Genomic DNA, 25360 nt, shown 5'->3' on the forward strand with positions numbered 1-25360 from the left:
ATTTTTGTTTTGTAAGTCACAATGCCAACATGAATTCATACTATATATATATACTTTTAAAAGTAGTTAATTCGTATTATGGTGGTGGAAGTTTTTTGAAAGGAATTATCTTAGCAGCAGGAAGAGGAAGCAGATTACAGCCCTTTTCATTTACGCAGCCAAAAACAATGCTCCCTATAGCAAATAAACCCGTTTTGGAATATTGTATTGAAAACTTAAAAAAGGCCAATGTTAAAGAAATTGGAATAGTGATTAACTCATTACAGCACGAAATTATTAATTATATCCATTCCAGATTTGATCAGTCGGTTAAAATAACGTTTATCTTTCAGCATGAAGCAAAAGGAATTGCTCATGCATTAAAACAGGCAGAAGAATATATAAATAATGAGCCATTTATACTCTTATTAGGTGATAACTTGATTAAAGAGCCCCTTATTTCTCTTAAAAATCATTTAGAAAATCCAGAAATCAGCAGCTCTATCATGTTAGCAAAGGTTGATTCTCCAAAGGATTTTGGAATTGCAGAAATCAGAAATGAAGAAATTATTAAATTAGAAGAAAAACCATCGTTTCCAAAGTCTAACCTGGCAGTGATTGGAGCATACGCTTTTCGCCCTTCTATTTTTAAAGCAATTAGCCAAATAACTCCTTCCGCACGGGGAGAACTTGAAATTACTGATGCTATTCAATGGTTAATTGATAATGGACAAACAATCTCATATACGATTACCAACAAGCCTTATACTGATGTTGGCACGACGGAAAGATGGCTGATTGCTAACCATTGGGTATTAAGCGAGATAAATGCTTCATCTGAATTGAAAAATAAAAATGATGTAAAAATACAAAATTCTACTATTATACCACCGGTTGTTATTGGGCCAGGCTGTACTGTGACCAATTCAACAATCGGTCCATATGTAACCATTGGTACAGGCTCTTTTATAGAGAATTGTAAAATACAAAATAGTATTCTTCTCGAAGAAACGGTTATTAAAGATTGTTCTTGCACTTTTAAAGATGCCATATTCGGAAGAGAAACATATATTGAAGGATTAAAAGGCAATCTAGCAAGCTGTGTTTTGGGGGACAAAACAAAAATCATTTTAAGCTAATATAAAAAACTGTTCCACTTGAACCTTAAATGGAGAATCAATACGCTAATACCTTTATCGGGTACTGACGTATTTCTAAATGTTGTCATTAGTTACTTTAATTAAGTTCCTGTATGCAGCTTATAACCTTGAGTTACCTATTTTTGTAACATCATCAAGGAAATTATCATACTTTAAGATATATGTTCTTAAAAGAAAAGGTGTAAATTATGATATTTTGTACATCAGTCTGTTTGAATCATCTTGGAAAAGCAAAGGTATTAGCAAATTCCCTAAAAAAACATATGCCTAATAGCAGATTGGTAATGTGTTTGATAGAGAAAACGATGCCTTCGAATTTGAAAAATGATCCAGACTTTGACGAAGTCGTTCTGGCTAAAGATATGGGTTTTGCTAATTTTGAAATGATGATTTTTAAATATACGCAATACGAAACTGCCTGTGCTTGTAAAGGACAACTTCTAAGGTATGTTTACCAGAAATACAGCGATGAGAAATTCGTTTGTTACATTGATTCAGACACACAAGTATTTTACAGTTTTGATGAAGTCCTTTCCGCATTTAAGACGCATTCCATTGTCTTTACTCCCCACCTAAATGCCCCACCTGAAGATACGCATACAATCTGGGGAGAAAATGCTGAAATCTTATACCTGAGAGTTGGAATCATCAATGGCGGTTTTATTGGGTTGAAACGGTCAACGGAAACTGAAAAGTTTTTAACTTGGTGGACAGTCAGGCTTGAACACCATGCATTTTTTGATGCGGAAATGGGACTGTTTACCGATCAGAGATGGCTTACTGCTGCACTTGTTTTGTTTGATGATATCTATATCCTGAAGCACGACGGTTATAATGTGGCTTTTTGGAATATTAAACAGCGGTACATTACAATAAATCAAGAAGGTTATGCTGCGAACGGCGTTCCTTTTCGCTTTTTTCACTTTTCAAATATTCACTATCTTCGAGATCATCTTCCTCCGGATAATCCGTTAGTAACTCCAATTGTCCTGGAATATCTTTCTTTATGGGAGAAATATCAGGAGCAATATCCTACCCATTATGAATGGAGCTATAGCTTTTTTGATGATGGACTTAAGATTGAAGATAACTCAAGAGAAGCATTTAAAAATAATCCTAAATTAAGAACTAAAACAATAAATCCCTATTTACTATCCAATAAAGAAATTAGGAAATTAAACAAAAAAAATAAAACGAGGGTGAGATACCGTTGATATTTTGTACTTCTGTTTGCGCGAATCACCTTGCGTTGGCCAAGGTATTGGCCAAATCTATTAATGAACATATGCCTGGCTCTAAGATAGTCGTCTGCTTAGTTGAAAAAGAGCTTCCAGATATAAAGGAAGGATTGGAAATCTTTGATGAAATCGTATTGGCAAAAGATATGGGATTCGCTAACTATGAGCAGATCATCTTTAAGTACAGCCAATATGAAGCGGCAGGTGCATCAAAAGGTCAACTATGTCAATATGTTTTTAACAATTATCCTAGTGAAAGCCATGTTGTCTACTTGGATGCCGATACACAGGTTTTTGGTCCTTTTACAGAAGTGATGGAAGCTTTTAGGTCACACTCAATCGTATTAACTCCACATCTTTTAAATCCCACTTACGATCCTAACTTTCTATTTGGGGAATTTGCGCTATTGAATTCGGGTATCTACAATACAGGTTTCTTTGCTCTCAAACGTTCTAAAGAGTCCCAAGATTTTCTGGATTGGTTGTGCGAGCGCTTGGAACAGCATTGTTATCAAAATCCTGTCCAAGGCCTATTCATTGAACAAAAATGGTTTGATCTTGTTCCTATATTTTTTGATAAGGTGTTCACACTGAATCATCCTGGCTACAATATTGCTTATTGGAATGTGTTTGAAAGGAACTTCACGAGATCAAACAGCGGTTATAGCGTTAACGGTACTTCATTCCGGTTTTTCCACTTTTCCGCCTTGAATTATATCAAGGACACATTATATTTAATAAACAACGAAACGACTGTTCATGTTATGAGCATTATCGATGAATATAAAAGATTAATTAACGAGAATGGCCATCAGGAATTAGTAAACACAAGCTGGAGTTATCACAGCTTCGATAATGGACAATGGATACCTGATAAAGTACGCTCCATTTACCGAAATAGTCCTTTAGCACAAAAAGAGCTGATAAACCCATTCAGCGAAAACCGGCGTACCTTTAAAAAGTATAAATAATAGAAAAAAGGTTTTCTCATTTCTTTTCGATTTGAGAAAACCTTTTTTGTTTTTGTTATTTTGGTGTAAGAGAAGTTAATTCCACCCAGCCTGTTTTATTCAATCTAAATTGTGGCTCGAACTTATCTCCCCACTTTTTTAACGCATAATGAATGTTCCACTTAATCATTTCGTTTAACAGATCTTTCTTATTTACGGTAACATTATTGATATGTTTCCGGTAGTTATAGAGCATTTCGTCGATCCAATGAATTTTATAATACTCGATTAAAAGAACATCCATTCGTCGGTCTTCAAGATAACGACCTTCATATGGGTCATCCGTCGGCCAGCCTCCAACCCTTTTAAGAGCAGCTGTCCTATAAAATCGAGGATAGGGAATAAAGTTTGCAAGCAAAAACTCATAAGGGTCGTCATAAGAACTTCCCTTTATATCGAGTAATTTATATAATACCTCACCATAATCATCTTCCATTACGATTGTTTTCTTTCCGCAGATCAGTCCAACATCTTCTGAAACTTTGTTAGCTTCATTTATAAGAATTTCAAGTGTATCCGGAAAGAACCAGTCATCACTGTCCAGCATAATCGTAAACTCAGTTTCAATATGAGCTAAGCCTATGTTTTGGGTTTTGGACTGGCCTAGATTCTTCTTATTTCTTATTAGGGTTAGCCGGGAATCTGAAAGATAGTCTTGTATCGTTAATAAACTGTCATCAGTCGAAGCATCGTCTACAATTATCATCTTCCAATCCTGATACGACTGGTTAAACACACTTTCTACGGCGTTTCGTAAATACTTTCCGGGGTTATATGAAGGCATTAACACCGTTACCTTTTCATCCACTTTTTCTCTATTCCTCCCTTTCAATCGGAATTAATTTTTTTATGACTCTCCAGCCTCCTCTTATCGTCTTAAAAACGGGTTCGTATTCGTTTCCCCAACGCTTAAGAGCATCTCGAACAATCCACTCTACAGCCTCTTTATATACATCTTTTTGATGTGTAGAATTGCTACTATGAATTCTATAGTAAAGAATTGTCTCAGGTATATAATAAAAACGGTATTCTTCTATCAGTCTGAGAAACATACGTAGATCCTCTGCATGCCTGCCCTCAAATGGGTCATTGACTGCCCATCCGCCCATCTTTTTTACAGAAGATGTCCGGTAAAATTTTGGCCAGGGAATATAGTTTGCCCCCAAGAGTTCATATTTGTCCTGATGAATATTACTCCATTTATTTGAAACAAATCGGTATCTTTTTCTGCTTCTCATTTCCGTTACCTCAACAACGTCGCCGATAATTAATGCAACATCTTCTGGCACACTTTCTGCTGTATCCATTAATAACTCAACTGTATTTTCAGGAAGCCAGTCATCGCTGTCTAATTGCAGAAAAAATTCAGTCGTTATGTTTTGAAGTCCAATATTTTGAGCTATAGATTGGCCCCCATTTTTTTCATTCTTAATGAGTGTGATCCTCGGGTCTTGTAATAGGTCTGCAGCATGAAACAAGCTGTGGTCGGTTGATGAATCATCAACTATAATCATTTTCCAATATGGGTATGTTTGGTTAAATACACTTTCAATAGCTTCTCTCAAATAGTTCCCTGAATTATAAGAAGGTATTAAAATCGTCACTTCTTTCCTCAACTATTAAACACCTCCTGCATACGTCAAAATAATCCTTACTAATTTATATGCATAAAATCAAATTTAGATTGTACGAACGCTTAGATATGCACAAAAAAGAGCAAGTCAGAACTTGCTCTTTTAGTATTATTTCCTTACTACTCCGGTTAGAATGATCTGGTAATGGTCATCTTTTATTCCTAAAATCGCTTCTGGAATCTCATGGACGGCCAAACCATCGAGAAATGCTTTCGCCACCCCAACATTCCCAAACACTTCTACTTCTATTTTTTCTTCATCCACCAGTTCACTCAGCATCATTTTTAATGAAGTATCTGTAAATCTCCAATAGTCTCCATGAAAATCAGTTCGGCAGCTCTGGCTTAAACCTGTTGTGGTTAACAACAGTGTCCCGCCTGGCTTTAAAGCTTTTAATGTGTTTTTTAGCGCTGCTTTTATATCATAGATAACATGAATGACCTGTGTCAGAATAATACAATCAAAAACGTCTTCAGGGATATTCTCACCTGTTGCAAGATTTCCCAAAATCGTTGCATCTGGCGATGGAATCAAGTTCAACACGTCGCTGTTAGTGACAGCTGATCCATACGTCCTCGTGTAATAATTATCTCCTATTTCTAATACATGACCTTTTATCTCTGAGCGGTTATTTTCTAAGAATTGTTCAATGTAATACCTGTCAATTGGTTTTCCCCGGTCAAAACCAAAATTTCTGCTTTTGGGCCTTATCGAATGGTTATTCAATATGACTTCCTCCTCTTTTGACAAGCAGACTTTTAAAAAAGCTGCGCTCGCAAAATATAGTATTTTTCTGCATATTGACAGCCGTTTTCCATCCCGCGTTTTTCAGCCCACCTCTTCACATTCTCTGGTGAGATCAGATGCTGCGGATCCCGAATTTGAGAAACGTGCCTCTTCATTGCTTCTACCTTCATATCTACTTTTTCACCAAGATCCAAGAAAAGCTCACCGGCATTGTTAATCTGTGGATACTGCCAGACAATTAATGGATACTCATACATGGCAATCAGCTTGTAATGATGATTCGGCTGCGGTCGTAAGCTAGCCAAACAAGCGTTAAAAAGCGCTTTATGATCTTGATGAAAACTTGGATATGGAATAAAAACCATGGAAGGCTTAAAACTCATTAATATCTCATCTATTTTAGAAACTATTTCTTTTTGTGGAATGGTATCCAAGATTGCTTCTTTATCTTCATATATGACTTCAAAATCAATGCAACCCAAATATGCTAGTGCATCTGCCAATTCACTTTTTCTGATATCGGCTGTTACTTTCTTGCCTGAATGCCGGAATATCGTCTCACCTAACGCCGCAATGACCACTTTAACTTGATTTCCTAAGCTGCTAGCCTTCTCAATTAAACCTCCACAACCCAACACTTCGTCATCGGAGTGCGGCGCTATAATTAATATTCGTTCATTTCCATTGTTAAGCATCGTACACCCCCGAAACCTATTTTTACGTTACAGTTAGTTTTAATCTATTCAGCAATTACGGGAATGTATAGGCACGAAACTCTGAAGTTAAACCATTATCTTGAACAGCTGTTCATTATAGATAAAGCCCTGCTGCACTAACTGTTCATAATTTCCTAATAATCTAGTGCTGTCTAGAAATATCACAGCGTCTATCTTGCCGGAAGAATATAGATGATCAATTTTAGAACTTAAACTTCTTTTATTTTTATAATAATAATCATAGATTGAGAGACCGCTTTCTTTGCAAACAATGTTTATAAAATCCTTACACGTTTTCCGATCGCCTATCAGTGCAAAATTCGGCTTTCGATTTAATGTAAGAGTTAATTTTTTTTCGATGCCCTTACTAGAAATCAACCACACTTCATCTACTGTGTCCTGCCGGTTTACTCGGCTAAGTGAATCAAAATAAATGCGATACTGATAAAGCACTTTAGGTAGTTTATGAATCGGTAAAATTTCCATCATACGCATCCAAAGGTCATAATCATAGGCAATCTTATACTCAGGATTATAACCGCCAATTCTTTCAAAAACTGCTCTTGAAAACATAGAGGAACCGTGACAGATATAATTGGCACAAAAACGATTCTCAAATAAATAATCAGTGGAGGCACAATGTCCTTCAGCTTCCCATTCTAAAATGTCTTGTGAGATTTCCTCTTTTCCATGTATACATTTTATAAATGTCCCAACTGATGCTATTTCAGGATGCTTCATTACATACTTTACCTGTTCTTCAATACGATTTGGCATACTGAGATCATCAGCATCTTGAATAGCTATCCAGCTGCTGCTAGCATGTTTTACACCTACATTCAAACAATAGGCAGCACCTTGGTTTTTTTCTTGATGTATAATTTTTACCCTTTCATCTTTAATGGACTCCAGAATTTCGTATGATCGGTCTGTAGATCCATCATTTACAATGATTAGCTCCAGGTTTTTATACGTTTGGTTTAAGATACTATTTATTGCTTCTTCTACATAGCATTCAGCATTGTAAACAGCCATTACAACAGAAATTAACATTCATACTCCCCTTTTTGATTATTATATTTTCAAAGACTAATCCCGCCACAAATTTTAAAGTCGCTATTTACATCTCAGTAAACAGCGACTTGTTTAGTACAAATCATTTATTTTGTTCCACTGCCACTTCCAGGCATCTCGGCACATTTCATTGAGATCTTTTTCAGCTTCCCATCCAAGTTCCCTCTTAGCCTTTGTTGGATCCGCATAGCTGACAGCGATGTCTCCTGGTCTGCGATTCACAATGTTGTATGGAATCTTTTGTCCTGATGCTCTTTCGAAGGCTTTAATCATTTCCAGCACACTGTACCCTTTTCCTGTCCCTAGGTTATATGCTTCTATCCCACTGCTTCCGATTACTTTAGCAAGCGCCTTCAAGTGCCCTTTTGCCAGGTCAGTAATATGGATATAATCCCTGACTCCAGTACCGTCTTTTGTAGGATAATCATTGCCATAGATGTTAACTTCCTTTAATTTCCCAATAGCAACTTGTGTAATATACGGCGCTAAGTTGGAGGGTATTCCATTGGGATTCTCACCAATCAGGCCGCTTTCATGGGCTCCAACCGGATTGAAATAACGCAACAGGGCAATGCTCCACGATTTGTCTGAGACATAAAGGTCCCTTAATACCTCTTCAACCATCAGCTTTGTCCGGCCATACGGATTGGTTACGCCAAGCGGAGTGTCTTCTGAAATTGGCATTTTCTCGGCCGTGCCATAGACTGTTGCAGATGAGCTCACAACCAATTTCTTTACACCGTACTTCTGCATCACTTCGCAAAGTATAATCGTTCCTGAAACATTGTTTCGATAATATTTTAACGGCATCCACACCGATTCCCCAACTGCTTTTAATCCGGCAAGATGGACGACTGCATCAATCTTCTGCTCGGTAAAAATCCTTTCTAATTTCTTTTTTTCTATAAGATCGATTTGCTCAAAGATAAAATCCTTGCCTGTGATTTCCTTTATGCGGTGTACGGTATCTAACTTACTATTAGACAATTTATCTAACACTACAAGGTCATAATCGTTATATAAAAGTTCTACACAGGTATGGCTGCCAATAAAACCGGCTCCACCTGTAACCAAAATAGCCATTTCATTGCCTCCTGGTAAATTGGTTTTTCTTAATCGTTTATTGATAGTATCCAGCCCATATTTTGAACAAATTGTAATTCAATTTGAAGTCTTTTTCCTTCAATTTATTGAACACATGTATTAATCTAATATCTTCTAAAAAAATTACTCCATCTACATCTAGGTTTTGATAAATTTGTATAATGTCATTTTCATTAAAATCTTTATAGAAATAACTTGTTACTTCTAATTTATTAATTGAACTGACCTTTTTAAAATCTTCGCATGCCTCCTTTAATCCAAAAACAATCAATTTGGGCTCTCTTCCAGGCTTTTTTTGCAAACTCATATTTATATGTTTAGTAGCGACTAGCCAATCTTCATTAATCGTCTGATTATTGTTTCGGCTTATTGAATCATTATGAATACGATATTGATAAAGCACATTTGGGATCTTGTGCATGAAAGTTCTCTCAAGCATCCTTAACCATAAATCATAGTCATAACATATTTTATATTGAGGATCATAGCCGCCCACTTGATGAAAGAGAGATTTAGAAAAGATAACAGAGCCATGACAAAAAGGATTTAAATAATATCGGTAAGCGTATATATGCTCTTTAGAAGAAAGGTGGTTTCTAGTTGATTCTATGTGTAGGCTCCTTTTAGGAACTTCAGTTTCACCTGAAATACATTCAATGAATGAACCTGCAGCATTAACATCTCGATGTTCTTTAATAAAACGCACTTGCTCCTCTAGCTTATTCGGCAGACTGATATCATCTGCATCCTGAATTGCAATCCAATCTCCCTGCGCTGCACCTATGCCAGTATTTAACGCGTGTGCAGCCCCACAGTTTTCTTCCAAATGGATAACCTTTATTCTTCGGTCATCTAGTGTACTCAAAATATTCTTTGTTCCATCTATCGATCCATCATTAATAATGATTAGTTCAAAGTTTTTATAAGTTTGAAGAAGCACACTTTTAATAGATTCCTTCAAATAACATTCACCATTAAACACAGGCATTATTACAGATACCAGCATATGTTACTCCTCTTCTTTTAAGGATCTGACATATTATTTCATATGCTGAAAACCTTAAAATGGTAACAGTATTTTAGGCTGCTGCCGTTTCCTGTTTACAAGCATCCTCATATCTTGTTATGTACATCATTAAATGAGGAGGTGCTTTATTGAAAATATTAATAATAGGAACAGGCTATGTCGGCACAACTACCGCATTAACCTTATGTGAACTCGGACACCAAGTTATAGGATACGATGTAGACCCATTAAAGATTGCTTCCTTGCAAAATAAAAACTTGCACTTTTATGAACCCGGATTGAAAGATTTACTCGTTAAGCATTTACATTCTGGAAATATTCGATTTACTGAAAACATAAAACAAGCTGTTCAACAAAGTGAAATTATCTTTATTTGTGTAGGTACACCACAAAATGATGATGGAAGTGCAAACCTAGAATATGTACAACAAGCAGCAACAATGATTGGAAACTATTTAAATAACTATAAAGTTATAGTGAATAAAAGTACTGTCCCTGTAGGAACAGCTGAAAAAGTAACAAAATGGATACATGACTCTATGGTATCCCCTATTCAATATGACGTAATTTCAAATCCCGAATTCTTAAAAGAAGGGACAGCTTTAGCAGATTCTCTAAACCCTGAAAGAATTGTTATCGGAAGCCATAGCGAGAAAGCCACAGATAAAATGAAAAATTTGTACTCTAAATTTAAGACTACTTTTGTTCACACGACACCTCAGACTGCAGAACTGATTAAATATGCTGCAAATTCATTTTTAGCTACTAAAATATCTTTTATAAATGAAATCGCTAGATTATGTGAAAATGTGAATGTCGATGTAAAGGACGTCGCTTTCGGAATTGGCTTAGATTCAAGAATTGGTTCATCTTTTCTCCAAGCAGGAATTGGTTACGGGGGCTCGTGCTTCCCTAAGGATGTATTGGCATTACTCTCAACTGCACAACAAAACAATACTAACCTATCATTATTAGAAAAAACGTATAGCATTAATAACACTCAACCATTTTATTTCATCGAAAAGATTAAGAATAAATTAAAAGATATTAAGGGGAAAAACATAGCAATACTTGGTTTGTCATTCAAGCCTCATACGGATGATATCCGGGAATCTCCTGCGTTAAAAATTATTGAAGAATTATATAAACAATCAGCAAACATTTTTGTTCATGATCCAGTAGCAAAACTCCCAAAAATTCTTTCACAGAAAATAACCCAGATTCATTCCATTCACTCATTACCGGAAAATACAGATGCACTCATAATTTGTACCGATTGGCCGGAATATGAAACGTTTGATTGGTTACAGGTTAAACAAAAAATGAGGAACCCTTACATCTTTGATGGTAGAAACATGTTAAATGCAAGTAACATGACAAAGTTAGGTTTTTATTATGATGGGATAGGCTACCGACAATTTTAACTTTCACGGAGGGAATAGACCTTGAAAAAAATTGTGATTACTGGTGTTGCTGGTTTTTTAGGTTCTCACCTTGCTAAAGACCTTTTATCTAAAAAAAATAAGGTCATTGGTTTAGATAATTTTTCAACTGGAAAAAAACAGAACTTGTCATCGTTTTCATCAAATACCAATTTCACATTAATAGAGATAGATGTATCCAAGGAAAAAGTAATGGACTTAGAAGAATTAAATGGTATTGATGAGATTTATCATTTAGCCTCACCTGCTTCCCCTGCCTTTTATCAAAAAACTCCTTTCGATACTATAGCAGTAAATACTATTGGGACTAAAAACATGTTGGATATTGCAAAAAGAAATAATGCAAAGCTAGTTTACCTTAGCACAAGTGAAGTATACGGAGACCCTGAGATCCACCCGCAGCATGAAGATTATAAAGGGAGTGTAAATACATGGGGTCCAAGAGCTTGCTATGATGAGGGAAAAAGACTTGGTGAAGTATTCTGCTACTTGTATTATCAGCTATTTAATCTTCAGGTCAAGGTAGCCCGTATTTTTAATACGTATTCCGCGGGTTTACGCAATGATGATGGAAGAGTCATTTCAAATTTCATCACTCAAGCCTTAAAAGGAGAAAATATAACCGTATATGGAGATGGCACGCAAACTCGATCATTCTGTTATGTGGATGATACGATAGAAGCATTAACTTTAATGATGAAAAATGATAAAGCAAATGGTGAGATTATTAATATTGGTAATTCAGAAGAAATTTCAGTCATAAACCTAGCTACCCTAATACAAAAGCTCACTAATTCTTCGAGTTTAATTACTTTTCATCCCCTTCCAAAGGATGACCCAAAACAAAGATGTCCGAATACTAATAAAGCTAAACAAATATTAGGCTGGGAGCCAAAAATAAACCTTCAGGAAGGTTTACTCAGAACCATCAAGGAATACAGAATAAAACTTGGGTATGTTGGTTGATGTAAAAAGACCGTTGTTGGATTTAACCAATCAACGGTCTTTTCGATTAACGAGCAATAATATTATACCCGCTGTCTACATGAAGAATTTCACCCGTGATACCACGAGCTAAATCACTCATCAAGAATAGCGCTGCATCCCCAACTTCTTCTTGCGTGTTCGCTTTTCTAAGCGGTGATCTTTCCTCGATCTCTTTTAATACAGAATTGAAGTCACCTATTCCTTTGGCAGCAAGTGTACGGATCGGACCTGCTGAGATTGCATTTACACGGATTCCGTCTTTTCCAACATCACTTGCTAAGTACTTTACACTTGCATCAAGTGAAGCCTTTGCTACACCCATAACATTATAATTGGAGACAACTCTTTCTCCACCAAGGTAAGTAAGCGTTATGATACTTCCACCTTCAGTCATTAATGGACGAGCTTCTTTCACTACGGCCGTAAGTGAGTATGATGAAATATTATGAGCAAGAAGGAAGCCTTCACGTGTTGTGTTCAAATACTCTCCTTTTAGCTCTTCTGTGTTTGCAAAAGCGATACAGTGTGCTAATCCGTGAATAACGCCTACCTCTTCTTTAAGTTGTGCAAACGTCTTTTTAATTTCCTCATCACTCGTAATATCACATGGAAGAACGATTGAATCTTTTCGATCTAAAGATTCTGCTAAATCTCTAACATTTTTCTCAAGTCTTTCGCCCGCATATGTAAATACGAGTCGTGCACCAGCATTTGATAGAGCTTGGGCGATTCCCCATGCGATACTTCTTTTATTTGCCACACCCATAACTACAAACGTTTTGTTTTCAAGTGATAGTTGATACATAAAAGCATTCCTCCCAATTGTTTACGTTTCAATTTTTATAATTAGTATTTGTTATTAGTACCAAGTCCTAATTAGTATAACAGAAACAATAGGGAAATTCACTAGTTAACCTTTGCTAGTCTGAATATTTTTCACTTCATAACCGCAAGAATCACAGCGATAAATTACATTTTGATTCGATTGAGCGATCAAAATTTCATGGTTTAAATCATGCATCTTATGACATTTCGGACAATGGACAACTGGATTCATTCTGTTCAGCTCCTTTTTTATGTTTACACCTAGCATGCTCATTTTTAACGAAATTTAAGGATGTTATGGCAAATTAATGCTTTTTTTCAAGGCTGTTTTTGTAACCTTCGTAGTATTGAAAGGGATTTGATCTTGTTCATGACTCTCCCCTTCAGCATAGCAGGCGGTGAGCCACATTTTTTAGTAGAGTCGCATAAAATAAAAAGCGCTGGGATAACCAGCACTTTTTATCACTTTAACTCAGTATTTGCCTCATTTGCTGAATCTGTTCCTTGCTCCCTGTTACGACCATCTTATCTCCTAAAAGTATTTCTGTATCACCATGTGGAACGATTGACTCTTTTCCTCTATAGATTCGTACGATGATACTGTCACCTAAGAATGGGAAGTTTCTTAATGCTGTTCGATGGTACGAACGATTTGAAACAATGATTTCATTTAGACTGTTGTCTGATGTTGTTAGTATATCAACAACTGCTGGATTTTCGATTAATGCTTTCAATAATACTTGTGATGAGAAGTAAACAGAATATACTTCTATCCCTTCTTCTTTCAATGCATTCCTTTTTACCGGATCCTCTATACGTGCAACGATCCGTTGAACTCCTTCTTCCTTTGAAAGGAGCGCCAGATTTTTGTTCGTTTCATCATTTCCCGTTGCAAATACAATAACGTCGGTATGAAAGACGTTCGCTGCTTTTAGAGTATCTATCTCGTAATTTTCAAGTTCACGAATATTAAAGCTATCTAACTGTTTCTGATCTTTCTCTTCTTGCCTCGTATGATACAGTCTATATTCAAAACGAGCTTGATCTAATTCTGTCGTAATGGGCAGCGTAAACTGGTTTGCACCGACAAACACGAGTTGTTCTTTAGCCGCTTCTTCATCCTTCTTTTTTGGGAAGAACTTCTTAAAGAATATTGGTGTAATGATCGCACTTATAACAGCTGTTAAAATTAATGCAGATGACGTACGCGCATCGATGATGTTAATTCGTTCCCCAATTTTAGCAGCGGCAATAACAAGTGAGAGTGTTGACGTTAATAAGAATCCAGCAGCCGTTACTGTTTTCCAGTCATACCATTTACGAAGATACAAAATGGGCAGAAATTTAGAAATAAGCAATGCTAACAATAGTAATGGTATCAATGCCAGTGCTTTTGGATCAGCAAAAATGGATCGAATATCGAGTTCTACTCCGACCATAACAAAAAAGATCGGAATTAAAAAGCCATATCCAAACGAGTCCAGTTTATGGACAAGCTGCTTATTAGGTGATAAAAGCGAAACCAATACTCCCGCTAAAAAAGCACCTAATATATTTTCAGCGCCAACCGATTCAGAAAGCCCGACTAAAACGATGATTAATGTAAAGACAGCTCTTGTATCTAGCTGAATCGTTCCTTTAGACATGGTGTCAAGAAAAGATCTGTGTCTTAACTGTTTACCTACGAAATATAAAATCACACCTGCAGCGAAAAGAATGAGCAATAACCACATTCGGCTGGGATCCCCTGATTCAAGTGAAACAAACAAGGCTAAGAGGATCATGGTCACAAGATCTGCAATAACTGCAACCAATAATATGATCTGACCGATCGTGGTTTTAGATAATTTTTCTTCCTTTAATGTAGGTACAACGACACCTAAAGAAATCGTAGAGATAACGAGTGTCATAAAGAATGCACTCTCTGTAAAGCCACCCCAAACAAATAATAGAGATAATCCATAAGAGAGGATGAGAATAAATAGAAAAATAACACTTGAGACAACAAGACGGTTAGGCTCTTTTTTCTCCGCATTCTTTTTCTTTGTATTTGCTTCTCCTGCAAAGATACTAAAATCAATTTCAAGACCACTTAAAAACATTAAAAAGATAAAGCCAAGCACGGACAGTATTTCAAGCCAAGCGTCTGAATGAACAATATCAAAACCGCTTTTTCCTAAGATGATTCCTACAATAATTTCGGCAACGACAACAGGAATAATTTTTAAACGGAATTTGTTCAGTAAGATAGGAACAAAAAATGCTGTAAGAATGACAATTACTAATGAAGCAAAAGATGCATGTTCTTCCATAACCCCTCCATAGTTTCTTATTTATTATTGGTTTACTATAGTAAAGCAGAAAAAGAAATGTCAAACGATTGTGCTCAAAATGATTTGCAAACGCCCTGTTTTTAGGTAAGATAATACATGTTATTGTTTTACTTTAAGGAGTCGATTCCACATGCAAAATAACCACAGATCTCCATGGCAGCAACTCGATTACAATCTATTGTTTATCTTATTCTTAATGGTCATCTCAAGCTGTATTGCGATCTATAGTGCACAGATGATGGATCAATACGGCAGCAACTTCGTTATAAAACAAATCGTATGGTACATTATCGGTGGCATTGCTGTAGTCGGAGTGATGGTGTTAGACTTTGATCAGTTCAGAAAGTTATCTTGGTATCTATATGGACTAGGCATCCTGTTGTTATTAGGAATTCTTGCTGCACCAGAAAGCATTGTACCAAACATTAATGGTGCACAAAGCTGGTACAGATTTGGACCTTTTGCACTTCAGCCGTCGGAGCTTGTAAAAGTCGCGCTCGTAATTGCCCTAGCAAATACGATTGCAACACATAATGAAAAGTATATTATTCGTACCATTCATGAAGACTTGTTGCTACTTGGGAAAATTGCTGTAATCGCTGGTTTTCCAACTTTTCTCGTATTATTGCAACCTGACCTCGGTACGAGCCTTGTTTTTATGGCAATCACAGGTAGCCTTCTGCTTGTGTCAGGAATTAGATGGAGAATTATACTTATTCTTATTCTTTCCTTTATTTTATTTATATCAATCCTGGTTTGGATATATTTTACCTTTCCTCAATTTTTCGTAGAACACATCCTAGATCAATATCAGCTGAACCGATTTTATGCATGGCTTGATCCCTATGGACATAAAGACGCTGGATATCATACGAGAAACGCTCTGCTTGCCATTGGGAGCGGAATGCTTTTTGGAAAAGGATTTACAGAAGGATCTGTATACCTCCCAGAAGCTCAAACTGATTTTATCTTCTCAATTATCGGAGAAGAATTTGGTTTTGTAGGAACAAGTTTTGTGATTTCACTCTTTTTCTTAATGGTCTACAGAATGATTAATACAGCTCTCGAAAGCAATGAAGCATTTGGAAGTTATCTATGTGCTGGTGTTATCGGCATGTTTACCTTTCAAGTATTTCAAAATATCGGTATGAACATTCAAGTTATGCCAATCACTGGTATCCCCCTCCCGTTCATCAGTTATGGAGGCAGTTCAGTACTCGCATGTATGATCGCATTTGGTCTCGTTCTGAATGTTCGTTCAAGAACAGTAAAATACATGTTTGAATAACACCTGATTTTTTTCAGGTGTTTTTCTTTTACCTTTGAAGTATCCTATGGAGGATGAGGTGAAATGATGAAATATGATATTATTGGTGACATTCATGGATGTTATAAAGAGTATTGTGAGCTATTGTTAAAGTTGGGCTACGAGTGGAATAACGGATTGCCCATACATAATGACAGCCGGAAACTTGTTTTCTTGGGAGATTTAATGGATCGTGGGCCTGAGTCTATAAAAGTAATGGAACATGTTTACGAGCTCGTGAAAAATGATCTTGCACTTTATACACCTGGTAACCACTGCAACAAACTTTACCGGTATTTTTTAGGGCGTAATGTTCAGATCAAGCACGGATTAGAGACGACCGTAGCTGAACTAAAGGCACTAAGTAAGGATAGAAGACAAGAAATTAGAGATCATTTTTGTGACCTCTATGAAAATGCACCGCTTTATTTACATCTTGATGATGGAAAGCTAGTTGTAGCTCATGCTGGAATACGCGAAGATTATGTAGGTCAGACACATAATAAAGTAAAAACATTTGTTTTATATGGAGATATAACTGGAGAAACCAATCCCGATGGAACACCAGTTAGAAGAGACTGGGCAAAAAAACATTCTGGCAGAATTACCATCGTTTATGGTCATACACCAGTTGAAGAAGTCCGTCATATTCAAAACACGTGGAACATTGATACAGGTTGTGTCTTTGGAGGTAAATTAAGTGCCTTAAAATATCCTGAGCTTGAGTCAGTAAGTGTTCCTTCATCACTTCCTTTCGTACCTGAAAAGTTTCGCTCATTTGATGATTAAAAAGATATGAAGGATTTGTGCGATTACCACAAATCCTTCATATCCTTTGGACAACTTACTTCTAATTTTATTTGATCATCAGTAAATGGGTGTGTGAAAATTGTTCGTTCACTGTGGAGTGCTTGGCGATTGATGAAGTCGTAGCTGCCGCCATACAAGTCATCTCCTAAGAGCGGATGACCAATTGATGCCATGTGAACTCTAATTTGATGAGTTCTTCCCGTCTCCAACGTTAGTCTGACAACTGAAAAATCTCGGTCCCGAAGATAATCTATTTTTTCATAATGAGTGATCGCTTGCTGTCCATCTTCCCTAACCATTCGTTCAATGATACTGTCAGGATTTCTTCCAATCGGAGAGTCAATTGTACCATTCAGTCTCTCTACTTTTCCATGAACAAAAGCGATGTAACCTCGTTTTATAGACTTATTGATCTGTTTTTTAGACATAAGAGAATGGGCAAATCGGTGTTTAGCAATTAAAACGATTCCTGAGGTGTCCTTATCCAATCGATTTACAGCATGAAACGTACCTGGTATTCCCTTTTCCTGATAATAAAATAAAACGGCTGCAGCAAGTGAACCTTTTGGTTGATAATAAGACGGGATTGTTGGCATACCTGCAGGTTTATTGACAACTAAAAAATGTTCATCCTCATATACGATGTTTATTGATATATCCTCTGCTTCCATCGATTCACTCTTCGATTCTGGCGGAAAACAGACGATTACTTCATCACCGCTATTTAAGACTTTTCTTACCGTTACTTCTTCTTTATTCACAAAAAGAGCGCCGCCTTGAAATTTAATATCGGTCAGCGCTGCTTTTGAAATTTGTTTCGTTTTTAGATAGTCTCGTAAAAGAACTGGAGCCTCATTTTTTTCAACTGTCCAAGTGATTTTAAAATGGTTCATATCAATCTCCAACGAACGATTCTTTAACCCTTTTCCAAAATGGAAATGGTCGAAACCTAGCAAATCGTATTTTTTCTTCAGCTACCCTATATTGAATAGATTTTACTTTTTTTTGCACTAAAAACCGGTGATCGATGGTGATATGAAAATCCACATCGTTTACAGGTTTCAAAATACAGGTATGATGCTGCGGCAGAACGAGCGGGGACCCAATCGTTCGGAATACCCGGTTATTTATAGAAGCCATCTCTGATAGTTGAATAGACGCCAATGAAGGATGAATAATCGCCCCGCCTAGAGCTTTATTGTAAGCAGTGCTTCCAGATGGTGTAGAAATACACAACCCATCACCTCGGAAGGTTTCAAACCTCTCCCCTTTTATCTCAACGTCCATGACGAGAGAGCCTTCAACACTTTTTACCGTACATTCGTTAACGGCCAGATACCTTTTTTCATCAATTCCATCAATGTATCGAACTGTAACTTCTAAAAGCGGATATTCTACGATTTGAAACGGTGTCTTTGCAATATGTATAACAAGTTTTTCCACCTCTTCAGGCAGCCAATCCGCAAAAAAACCTAAATGACCTGTATGAACACCAACGAATGCTGTTTGATCTATTCTATGAACATAATGATGAAAAGCATGAAGCAATGTTCCGTCACCGCCTACAGTTATGACGATTTCGGGTTCTTTATCTTCATAGACTAGTTCGAATTCTTCCAGATATGCACGGATCTTCTCCGTTAGTATATTGGATTTGCTATCGCCTTTTGATATGATGGCAAATTTCATTCTCTCTCCATCCTTTATGATCCTAGATTGGTTTCATTAGAATTATCATTTCGTTCTAAAAACACGAGCTGTGCTTCTTGTATTTCTCCTTTAATCTGAGACATCTCTTCGTCTAGGCGATTTGCTGCCTCTGCAGCTCTTTGCAGACGCTGTCGAATGTCTTCAGGAATCTGGCCTTGATACTTATAGTTCATAGAGTGTTCGATTGTTGCCCAAAAATTCATTGCAAGTGTACGAACCTGCACTTCAACGAGAATCTTCTTTTCTCCATCTAAAACTTGAACAGGATACTCAATCACAAGGTGATACGATCGATAACCGCTTGGTTTTTTATGCGTAATATAATCTCTTTCTTCCACAATTGTAAAATCGTTGCGCTGGCGAAGAAGATTAATAACTGTTTTGATATCATCTGTAAACTGGCACATGATTCGCAGGCCAGCCAAATCTTGAATTTCCTTCTCAAGATGGTTATCCGGAATATTCTTTTGATAAGCTTTGTTCACGATCGACTTGATGGGTTTCACTCTTCCTGTAACAAACTCAATCGGACAATGCTGATTTGATTTCTCGAATTGTTCCCGGATTCCGCGAAACTTAATCTTCAGTTCATCTACAGCTTGCTTGTACGGAATTAATAGTGCTTCCCAATCCATGCTCATTGCGCTTCTTCCTCTGTTCCAAAAACCTTAATTACTTCATTCTCCATTTGTTGCCCATAGTTAGCGTTTCCTTGTATATTGTCCGTCAAAAATTCCATTTCTCTAGAGAAAGCAGTAAGTTCACGCTCTTCTCCTGTTACACTTTTAATAACGAAATCAGCTTTCTTCTGAAGTCCAATTTTCAATTCATTCCAGTGGTTGTGATCAATTGAGATATAAATAAACCCTTCTTCTCTTTCAAGTACATAAATGAATGCTAATCCGTCGGAATCCACAAGCATTCTCTCGCTGTCTTTCCATTGGGATAATTCTTTTCCCACATCACTTTGTACAAGCAGAATCAGTTTATTTTCGTTCCATGCAGTTGACTGCACATTCACTCGTAGTGGCATCATGTTAAAACCTCCTGTTTCTTCCCTTTTAGTGTAACACAAAATAGGAATTTATTAAGAAATTGAGAAGCATGTATAGCTATGAGATAATGAGTTTAATTTTCATAAAGTTTTGAAGTTCTTGAAGGTAGTTGATTTACGTTCCAGGTGCTCGCTTTCCGCGGGGCAGGCGATAAGCCACATTCATACGTTTTATTTATAAAATTAGAGCTATATTGAAGGAATCTAGGGAGGATCAAGAAGTGTCTCAAGAAATAGAAATTGAATTTAAGAATTTACTAACACAGGAAGAATTTTTTCGGCTTACTCAAGAATTTGAGATCAGCAAGAATGATTTTGTAAAACAAACCAATTATTATTTTGACACTGAGAAATTCCAGCTTAAAGGGCATAAAAGCGCCTTACGTGTCCGAATGAAGAATGATGCGTACACACTCACCTTAAAACAACAGTTTGAAGAACATATTCTAGAAACGCATCAGACACTTTCAAAAGATGTTTTTGCCGGTCTATTAAAAGGAAAGACGCTACCTGAAGGTGCTGTTTATGATGTTCTTACGGATTTAGATATTCACGTTTCAAAGATTACATATCTAGGAGAACTCACTACATTTCGTGCAGAATTTCCCTACAAAGCAGGACTGCTTGTTTTAGATGAAAATCAATATTTAGGTAAAATCGACTATGAAATTGAATATGAATCTGCCGATTATAAGGTTGGACTGAAAAATTTTAAAGAATTATTAGCCGAAAAGGAAATACCTGAACGTGTTACAGAAAGTAAGATTGCTCGCTTCTTTTCCGAGAGTAACAAAAAGACAAAAGGCTAAAAGTTCAATGTCAGCATATCTATCTAGGAGGACTTTCCTTGAATATCCAATCATATAAAGCGCTTATGGAAATACAGGCGCTGCAACAGCTGAACGTAAACACTTCCTCTACATCAGAATCTCTGCAATCCAACGAAAGTCCTTTTGCAGCATTATTGCAGGAAGCCTATTCTAAGGCAGGGCTTAATCATAACTCTAACGAAATGCTTAACATGAGGACTTACACGAATTCCAATATGCCTTTAGCAGCTAATCCTCAATATTCACTCCCTGAAGCATCTTTTTTTGGGGTAACAAGCATTTCATCTGAGAAATTAAACATTCCATCAAAAAAATTGGATGAGCTGATTCAAAATACAGCAAGTAAATTTGGAGTTGATCCTCACTTAATCCGGTCGGTAATTAAACATGAATCTAACTTTAAGACCACTGCACAAAGCCATGCTGGTGCACAAGGGCTCATGCAGCTAATGCCTGCTACCGCAAAATCCCTTGGAGTTACAAACCCTTTTGATCCGGTTCAAAACGTTGAAGCAGGAACAAAGTACCTAAAGATGATGCTTGATAAGTATGATGGCAACAAACAGCTTGCGCTTGCAGCTTATAATGCTGGCCCAGGCAATGTTGAAAAATACAATGGCATTCCGCCATTTAAAGAGACGATCAACTATGTAAAAAAAATCATGAACACATATCATACGTTCGTTTAGCCCTCACTCATTGAGGGTTTTTTTATTACAGTTTTTGCTATGTGTATCCTTGAGCATTCATATTGTTTGCTTACACTTCATAAACCTTGCTACAATAAAATTACAAATTAAAGCAAGGAGCTTTTGCACCATGTTTGACGAAACAAAAACACCATACGTTTCTTTAGGAGAAAGAGAAGGCATCGAGAAGCTTGTAACGACTTTTTACCGTTTGGTCGGACAAGATCCTTTACTGTCTCCGCTTTTTCCTGACGATCTTACGGAGACTGCATATAAACAAACTCAATTTTTAAGTCAGTTTTTTGGAGGGCCACCGCTATATACAGAGGAATTTGGACATCCTATGCTAAGGATGCGCCATATGCCGTTTCCTATAACAAATTCTCATGCAAAAGCTTGGCTCTCTTGTATGGAACAGGCGATGGCCACTCATAATTTAGAGCCTGAATTGAAAAACTTTTTGTTAAGCCGATTAAAAATGACTGCTTATCATATGGTGAATACTGAGGATTCAGAAAGGGGCGAGAATGCTGACACTGTATAATTCCAATTCCTTTTACGACGATCTAGAGAACAATAAAAACCATGCCTGTCAAAAGCCATTGGAAATCTATGCTGTCATCGACCCGCTATGCCCAGAATGCTGGTCATTGGAGCCTGTTTTAAAAAAGCTGCAAGTTCAATATGGTAAATATTTTACATTACGCCATTTTGTTTGTGGCAGCCTTGAGTCTTTAAACACGTATGTTCCACGAAAAAAAGGAATCAACACTGCTGAACAGATTGCTGAAAAGCGGGAAAAAACAGCATCGCTTTCCGGAATGAGCTGTGATGGAGATGTGTGGTTCGAAAATCCGATCTCTGCTCCACACAAGGCAACATTAGCTATAAAAGCTGCAGAACTTCAAGGGAAGCAGCAGGGAATGAAGTTTTTAAGAAAGTTAAGGGAAAATTTATTCTTAAATAAACAAAATATCGGAAACGATGAGGTTTTGTTAGATATTGCTCGCTCTGTTCAATTAGACGAAGAAGAATTCTTAAGTGATCTATCATCTGAAGCAACTATAAAAGCATTGCGCTGCGATTTAAAGTTTTCTCAAGAGATGGACGTTACACAAATCCCTACCCTTATTGTATTTAACGACAAAACGGATGACGACGGGATTAAAATCTCAGGCTGCTATTCCTATGATGTGTATGTAGAAATTCTCAAAGAAATGTCAGGTGAACCATTGGAGCCATCTCCGCTTCCTGAATTGGAAGATTTTCTTTCCACATACTCGTTTGTTGCAACGAAAGAAGTATCTGTAGTTTACCAAATTAGTTGTGAAGAAGCAGAAAAAAGATTAAAACGACTTGTCTTGCAGCAAAAAGTGGAACGAGTCCCTGTAAAATACGGTACATTTTGGAGATACGTCCCAACCCGCTGAATGATAAAAGCGGGTTTTTTATCGTAAAAAACTAAAAAACAACAATCATATTAAGAAGAAGCCATTCTCATAAGGACTTGCTTGCATATCCTCCCGTGCCTTGAATAAACATGTACAAAGGAGGGAGAAATCACATGTATCTCATTATGATGATCATAAGCCTTATTTCACTAGCAGGGAGCTTTTACTTTTTTGTGCTCTCTCTATTAAATATGGCACCAAAACTTCTTGCTGTACCGAGCCTTTTTATCGCGGTACTCTTAACAACCCTATTGTTTAATTACCGCTCAAAACTGAGACGAATCGGATAAAAGAACATAAATAAAATCCTGCCCGGTGATTTCGGACAGGATTTTTTGTGTTTATTTTTCAAAAAGCAGTTCTTCCATTTCATCAAGAATGGATTCAAATACTTTAAGCGCATTTTCAATCGGCTCAGGAGTTGTCATATCTACCCCTGCCTTTTTCAATACTTCAATCGGATAATCAGAACTACCCGCTTTTAAGAATTCAAGGTAACGCTCCACAGCAGGTTTCCCTTCTTCTAAAATTTGTTTAGATAAGGAAGCTGCAGCACTGAAACCTGTAGCATATTGGTAAACATAGAAATTGTAATAGAAATGAGGAATTCTTGCCCATTCTAATCCAATCTCCTTATCAATCACTAAATCTTCCCCGAAATATTTAACATTCAGGTCATAATAGATTTTCGTTAATAGTTCAGGAGTTAACGGTTCTCCGTTAGCTGCACGAACATGAATTTCTTGTTCGAATTCCGCAAACATTGTCTGACGGAATACGGTTCCTCTGAAGCCTTCTAAGTGATGATTCAATAAGTATAATTTTTCTTTTTTGTCAGAAGTCTTTTCCAGCATGTAATGATTCAATAAGGCCTCGTTGCAAGTTGATGCTACTTCTGCAACGAAAATTGAATAATCCGCATATGGATACGGCTGGCTTTCTCGCGTATAGTAACTGTGAACCGAGTGTCCGATCTCATGTGTTAATGTAAACAAGTTGTTTACGTTATCTTGCCAGTTCATTAAGATGTATGGCATAGTCCCATAAGCACCAGAAGAATACGCTCCGCTTCTTTTGCCTGCATTCTCATGTACATCGATCCAGCGCTTTTCATAGCCTTCTTTTACGATTCTTTTATACTCTTCTCCCATTGGATCTAAGCTGTCTAATACAAGCTGCTGAGCTTCTTTAAAGCTGACTTCCATCTTTGCGTCTTTCACAAGCGGTGTGTATAGATCGTACATGTGAAGCTCGTCAAGGCCAAGTGCTTTTTTACGAAGTCGCACATAGCGATGCAATAGATCTAGGTTATCATTCACCGTTTTTACTAAGTTATCATAAACAGCTTCTGGAATATTGTTATTGTTTAGAGCTGCTTCGCGGGCTGAACTGAACTTTCTTGTTTTAGCGAAGAAATTGTCTCGTTTAACGGTTCCGGCAAGCGTGCTCGCAAACGTATTTTTGTATGAATCATATGTCCCATATACCGCTTTGAATGCCTCTTCTCTTACTCTGCGGTCAGAGCTTTCCAAGAAGCGAATGTAACGGCCGTGCGTTACTTCAATTTCTTCCCCATTTTCATCTTTGATTACAGGGAATTTAAGATCAGCATTATTAAGCATGCCGAATGTATTGCTTGAAGTATTAGCTACTTCTCTCACATCCGCAAGAAGAGCTTCTTCTTCTTTTGAAAGAACATGTGGACGCTGACGATTAATTTCATCTAATGCGTGTTTATATAGTTTTAATGGCTCATGACTTTGTAAAAATTGGTTCAATGCCTCTTCTGATAATGAAAGGATTTCAGGAACAGCAAATGATACGGTGCTGCTTACCTGTGTAGCAAGGTTAGAAGCACGGTCATTCAACCCTTGGTATAGAGAGTTTGTCGTATCCTGATCATATCTCATATGAGCGTATGTATAGAGCTTGCCAAGTTTCTTGGTTACCTCATCTTGTTTTTGCAGATAGGAATATAGTGTTTCAGCTGACTCTCCAAGCTTTCCTTGGAAACCTTTAAGTTCTGGCAGCAATTCTTTTGTTTCATTAAATTCTTTTTCCCATACGTCATTAGACGCATATATTGCTTCTAAATCCCATGTATCTTCTACAGGAAGTTCATTACGTTTAGGCAATGATTTCGTTTTTGTTTGAGACATACATACACCTCCAAGTAAATTAAAGAGAAACGTGATTTCACACTCTCCTTATGTATATCTACATATTACCAGAAA

Annotated in this window: 27 protein-coding genes; 12 read left to right on the plus strand and 15 right to left on the minus strand. The window is 36.9% G+C overall.

What is annotated here, in order from left to right; genetic code table 11:
- Nucleotides 1–95: 95 nt before the first annotated feature.
- The 3 genes from AWM68_RS20360 to AWM68_RS20370 all read left to right on the plus strand — a co-directional run bounded on the left by AWM68_RS20360 (nucleotide 96) and on the right by AWM68_RS20370 (nucleotide 3348).
- Entirely contained in the window at nucleotides 96–1118 is a 1023-nt protein-coding gene (locus AWM68_RS20360) for a glucose-1-phosphate thymidylyltransferase (RefSeq protein ID WP_066245937.1), read from the plus strand.
- Between the two features lie 338 nt (nucleotides 1119–1456).
- Nucleotides 1457–2353 carry a hypothetical protein gene (locus AWM68_RS20365; protein WP_156488490.1) on the plus strand — a complete coding sequence of 299 codons (897 nt, stop codon included), beginning with the start codon at nucleotides 1457–1459 and terminating at the stop codon, nucleotides 2351–2353.
- A complete protein-coding gene (locus AWM68_RS20370; protein ID WP_066245944.1) occupies nucleotides 2350–3348 on the plus strand; it encodes a hypothetical protein in 999 nt (332 codons plus the stop codon). The genes AWM68_RS20365 and AWM68_RS20370 overlap by 4 nt, the downstream gene beginning before the upstream one ends.
- Before the next feature lie 55 nt (nucleotides 3349–3403).
- On the opposite strand, the gene AWM68_RS20375 is transcribed toward AWM68_RS20370, so the two are convergent.
- The 7 genes from AWM68_RS20375 to AWM68_RS20405 all read right to left on the minus strand — a co-directional run bounded on the left by AWM68_RS20375 (nucleotide 3404) and on the right by AWM68_RS20405 (nucleotide 9668).
- Nucleotides 3404–4195: a glycosyltransferase family 2 protein gene (locus AWM68_RS20375; RefSeq protein WP_156488491.1), complete on the minus strand. Its 792-nt coding sequence runs from the start codon at nucleotides 4193–4195 to the stop codon at nucleotides 3404–3406.
- 7 nt (nucleotides 4196–4202) lie between these two features.
- Nucleotides 4203–5003 carry a glycosyltransferase family 2 protein gene (locus tag AWM68_RS20380; RefSeq protein ID WP_066245949.1) on the minus strand — a complete coding sequence of 267 codons (801 nt, stop codon included), beginning with the start codon at nucleotides 5001–5003 and terminating at the stop codon, nucleotides 4203–4205.
- 126 nt (nucleotides 5004–5129) lie between these two features.
- The gene (locus tag AWM68_RS20385) at nucleotides 5130–5747 is read right to left on the minus strand and encodes a methyltransferase domain-containing protein (RefSeq protein ID WP_066245951.1); all 618 of its coding nucleotides are present in this window, start codon (nucleotides 5745–5747) and stop codon (nucleotides 5130–5132) included.
- A gap of 32 nt (nucleotides 5748–5779) precedes the next feature.
- Nucleotides 5780–6463: a PIG-L deacetylase family protein gene (locus AWM68_RS20390; RefSeq protein ID WP_066245953.1), complete on the minus strand. Its 684-nt coding sequence runs from the start codon at nucleotides 6461–6463 to the stop codon at nucleotides 5780–5782.
- An 87-nt stretch (nucleotides 6464–6550) separates the two neighbouring features.
- A complete protein-coding gene (locus AWM68_RS20395) occupies nucleotides 6551–7537 on the minus strand; it encodes a glycosyltransferase family 2 protein (RefSeq protein WP_066245955.1) in 987 nt (328 codons plus the stop codon).
- A 93-nt stretch (nucleotides 7538–7630) separates the two neighbouring features.
- The gene (gene galE, locus AWM68_RS20400) at nucleotides 7631–8641 is read right to left on the minus strand and encodes a UDP-glucose 4-epimerase GalE (protein ID WP_066245958.1); all 1011 of its coding nucleotides are present in this window, start codon (nucleotides 8639–8641) and stop codon (nucleotides 7631–7633) included.
- 37 nt (nucleotides 8642–8678) lie between these two features.
- Nucleotides 8679–9668, minus strand: coding sequence for a glycosyltransferase family 2 protein (locus AWM68_RS20405; protein ID WP_066245960.1), 990 nt, complete (start codon nucleotides 9666–9668; stop codon nucleotides 8679–8681).
- Between the two features lie 149 nt (nucleotides 9669–9817).
- On the opposite strand from AWM68_RS20405, the gene AWM68_RS20410 reads away from it, so the two are divergent.
- Nucleotides 9818–11113, plus strand: a complete 1296-nt coding sequence (locus AWM68_RS20410; RefSeq protein ID WP_082820831.1) for a UDP-glucose dehydrogenase family protein — start codon at nucleotides 9818–9820, stop codon at nucleotides 11111–11113.
- Between the two features lie 21 nt (nucleotides 11114–11134).
- A complete protein-coding gene (locus AWM68_RS20415; protein ID WP_066245962.1) occupies nucleotides 11135–12097 on the plus strand; it encodes a UDP-glucuronic acid decarboxylase family protein in 963 nt (320 codons plus the stop codon).
- Between the two features lie 46 nt (nucleotides 12098–12143).
- Here the strand turns inward: AWM68_RS20415 and fabI are convergent, their stop codons facing one another.
- From fabI to AWM68_RS20425, 3 genes are all read right to left on the minus strand, one after another.
- Nucleotides 12144–12923 carry an enoyl-ACP reductase FabI gene (gene fabI, locus AWM68_RS20420; RefSeq protein ID WP_066245964.1) on the minus strand — a complete coding sequence of 260 codons (780 nt, stop codon included), beginning with the start codon at nucleotides 12921–12923 and terminating at the stop codon, nucleotides 12144–12146.
- A 105-nt stretch (nucleotides 12924–13028) separates the two neighbouring features.
- A complete protein-coding gene (locus AWM68_RS21785) occupies nucleotides 13029–13175 on the minus strand; it encodes a hypothetical protein (protein ID WP_197468218.1) in 147 nt (48 codons plus the stop codon).
- A 235-nt stretch (nucleotides 13176–13410) separates the two neighbouring features.
- A complete protein-coding gene (locus AWM68_RS20425) occupies nucleotides 13411–15255 on the minus strand; it encodes a monovalent cation:proton antiporter family protein (RefSeq protein ID WP_066245966.1) in 1845 nt (614 codons plus the stop codon).
- Between the two features lie 151 nt (nucleotides 15256–15406).
- Between AWM68_RS20425 and AWM68_RS20430 the strand changes: the two genes are divergently transcribed.
- Nucleotides 15407–16564 carry an FtsW/RodA/SpoVE family cell cycle protein gene (locus AWM68_RS20430; protein WP_066245968.1) on the plus strand — a complete coding sequence of 386 codons (1158 nt, stop codon included), beginning with the start codon at nucleotides 15407–15409 and terminating at the stop codon, nucleotides 16562–16564.
- Between the two features lie 66 nt (nucleotides 16565–16630).
- Nucleotides 16631–17371, plus strand: coding sequence for a bis(5'-nucleosyl)-tetraphosphatase PrpE (gene prpE, locus AWM68_RS20435; protein ID WP_066246043.1), 741 nt, complete (start codon nucleotides 16631–16633; stop codon nucleotides 17369–17371).
- 23 nt (nucleotides 17372–17394) lie between these two features.
- Here prpE and AWM68_RS20440 read toward each other — a convergent pair whose 3' ends face one another.
- From AWM68_RS20440 to AWM68_RS20455, 4 genes are read right to left on the minus strand one after another with little or no spacing between them, the layout of a single operon-like run.
- Nucleotides 17395–18285: an RluA family pseudouridine synthase gene (locus AWM68_RS20440; protein WP_066245971.1), complete on the minus strand. Its 891-nt coding sequence runs from the start codon at nucleotides 18283–18285 to the stop codon at nucleotides 17395–17397.
- Nucleotide 18286: 1 nt separating this feature from the next.
- The gene (locus AWM68_RS20445) at nucleotides 18287–19081 is read right to left on the minus strand and encodes an NAD kinase (RefSeq protein ID WP_066245974.1); all 795 of its coding nucleotides are present in this window, start codon (nucleotides 19079–19081) and stop codon (nucleotides 18287–18289) included.
- A 14-nt stretch (nucleotides 19082–19095) separates the two neighbouring features.
- A complete protein-coding gene (locus AWM68_RS20450) occupies nucleotides 19096–19743 on the minus strand; it encodes a GTP pyrophosphokinase (protein WP_066245976.1) in 648 nt (215 codons plus the stop codon).
- Nucleotides 19740–20138, minus strand: coding sequence for a hypothetical protein (locus AWM68_RS20455; RefSeq protein ID WP_066245978.1), 399 nt, complete (start codon nucleotides 20136–20138; stop codon nucleotides 19740–19742). The genes AWM68_RS20450 and AWM68_RS20455 overlap by 4 nt, the downstream gene beginning before the upstream one ends.
- Nucleotides 20139–20377: 239 nt before the next feature.
- Between AWM68_RS20455 and AWM68_RS20460 the strand changes: the two genes are divergently transcribed.
- From AWM68_RS20460 to AWM68_RS21620, 5 genes are all read left to right on the plus strand, one after another.
- The gene (locus tag AWM68_RS20460) at nucleotides 20378–20965 is read left to right on the plus strand and encodes a CYTH domain-containing protein (protein ID WP_066245980.1); all 588 of its coding nucleotides are present in this window, start codon (nucleotides 20378–20380) and stop codon (nucleotides 20963–20965) included.
- A gap of 38 nt (nucleotides 20966–21003) precedes the next feature.
- The gene (locus tag AWM68_RS20465; RefSeq protein WP_082820832.1) at nucleotides 21004–21675 is read left to right on the plus strand and encodes a lytic transglycosylase domain-containing protein; all 672 of its coding nucleotides are present in this window, start codon (nucleotides 21004–21006) and stop codon (nucleotides 21673–21675) included.
- Between the two features lie 130 nt (nucleotides 21676–21805).
- The gene (locus AWM68_RS20470; RefSeq protein WP_066245981.1) at nucleotides 21806–22219 is read left to right on the plus strand and encodes a hypothetical protein; all 414 of its coding nucleotides are present in this window, start codon (nucleotides 21806–21808) and stop codon (nucleotides 22217–22219) included.
- Nucleotides 22203–23105 carry a ClpXP adapter SpxH family protein gene (locus AWM68_RS20475; RefSeq protein WP_066245982.1) on the plus strand — a complete coding sequence of 301 codons (903 nt, stop codon included), beginning with the start codon at nucleotides 22203–22205 and terminating at the stop codon, nucleotides 23103–23105. The genes AWM68_RS20470 and AWM68_RS20475 overlap by 17 nt, the downstream gene beginning before the upstream one ends.
- Before the next feature lie 134 nt (nucleotides 23106–23239).
- Complete coding sequence (locus tag AWM68_RS21620; protein WP_156488492.1) at nucleotides 23240–23416, plus strand: hypothetical protein; 177 nt, start codon at nucleotides 23240–23242, stop codon at nucleotides 23414–23416.
- Nucleotides 23417–23467: 51 nt separating this feature from the next.
- On the opposite strand, the gene pepF is transcribed toward AWM68_RS21620, so the two are convergent.
- Nucleotides 23468–25285, minus strand: coding sequence for an oligoendopeptidase F (pepF, locus tag AWM68_RS20480; protein ID WP_066245983.1), 1818 nt, complete (start codon nucleotides 25283–25285; stop codon nucleotides 23468–23470).
- Between the last annotated feature and the right edge of the window lie 75 nt (nucleotides 25286–25360).

Source organism: Fictibacillus phosphorivorans, from assembly GCF_001619875.1.
Lineage (GTDB): Bacteria > Bacillota > Bacilli > Bacillales > Fictibacillaceae > Fictibacillus > Fictibacillus phosphorivorans_B.

What these genes read in the sequence shown, in the direction of transcription:
- galE (WP_066245958.1), bottom strand. Translation starts at nt 8,641, where the DNA reads ATGGCTATTTTGGTTACAGGTGGAGCCGGTTTTATTGGCAGCCATACC.
- AWM68_RS20425 (WP_066245966.1), bottom strand. Translation starts at nt 15,255, where the DNA reads ATGGAAGAACATGCATCTTTTGCTTCATTAGTAATTGTCATTCTTACA.
- AWM68_RS20405 (WP_066245960.1), bottom strand. Translation starts at nt 9,668, where the DNA reads ATGCTGGTATCTGTAATAATGCCTGTGTTTAATGGTGAATGTTATTTG.
- AWM68_RS20455 (WP_066245978.1), bottom strand. Translation starts at nt 20,138, where the DNA reads ATGATGCCACTACGAGTGAATGTGCAGTCAACTGCATGGAACGAAAAT.
- AWM68_RS21785 (WP_197468218.1), bottom strand. Translation starts at nt 13,175, where the DNA reads ATGAATCCAGTTGTCCATTGTCCGAAATGTCATAAGATGCATGATTTA.
- AWM68_RS20395 (WP_066245955.1), bottom strand. Translation starts at nt 7,537, where the DNA reads ATGTTAATTTCTGTTGTAATGGCTGTTTACAATGCTGAATGCTATGTA.
- AWM68_RS20390 (WP_066245953.1), bottom strand. Translation starts at nt 6,463, where the DNA reads ATGCTTAACAATGGAAATGAACGAATATTAATTATAGCGCCGCACTCC.
- AWM68_RS20430 (WP_066245968.1), top strand. Translation starts at nt 15,407, where the DNA reads ATGCAAAATAACCACAGATCTCCATGGCAGCAACTCGATTACAATCTA.
- prpE (WP_066246043.1), top strand. Translation starts at nt 16,631, where the DNA reads ATGAAATATGATATTATTGGTGACATTCATGGATGTTATAAAGAGTAT.
- AWM68_RS20470 (WP_066245981.1), top strand. Translation starts at nt 21,806, where the DNA reads ATGTTTGACGAAACAAAAACACCATACGTTTCTTTAGGAGAAAGAGAA.
- AWM68_RS20440 (WP_066245971.1), bottom strand. Translation starts at nt 18,285, where the DNA reads ATGAACCATTTTAAAATCACTTGGACAGTTGAAAAAAATGAGGCTCCA.
- AWM68_RS20475 (WP_066245982.1), top strand. Translation starts at nt 22,203, where the DNA reads ATGCTGACACTGTATAATTCCAATTCCTTTTACGACGATCTAGAGAAC.
- AWM68_RS20445 (WP_066245974.1), bottom strand. Translation starts at nt 19,081, where the DNA reads ATGAAATTTGCCATCATATCAAAAGGCGATAGCAAATCCAATATACTA.
- AWM68_RS21620 (WP_156488492.1), top strand. Translation starts at nt 23,240, where the DNA reads ATGTATCTCATTATGATGATCATAAGCCTTATTTCACTAGCAGGGAGC.
- fabI (WP_066245964.1), bottom strand. Translation starts at nt 12,923, where the DNA reads ATGTATCAACTATCACTTGAAAACAAAACGTTTGTAGTTATGGGTGTG.
- pepF (WP_066245983.1), bottom strand. Translation starts at nt 25,285, where the DNA reads ATGTCTCAAACAAAAACGAAATCATTGCCTAAACGTAATGAACTTCCT.
- AWM68_RS20450 (WP_066245976.1), bottom strand. Translation starts at nt 19,743, where the DNA reads ATGAGCATGGATTGGGAAGCACTATTAATTCCGTACAAGCAAGCTGTA.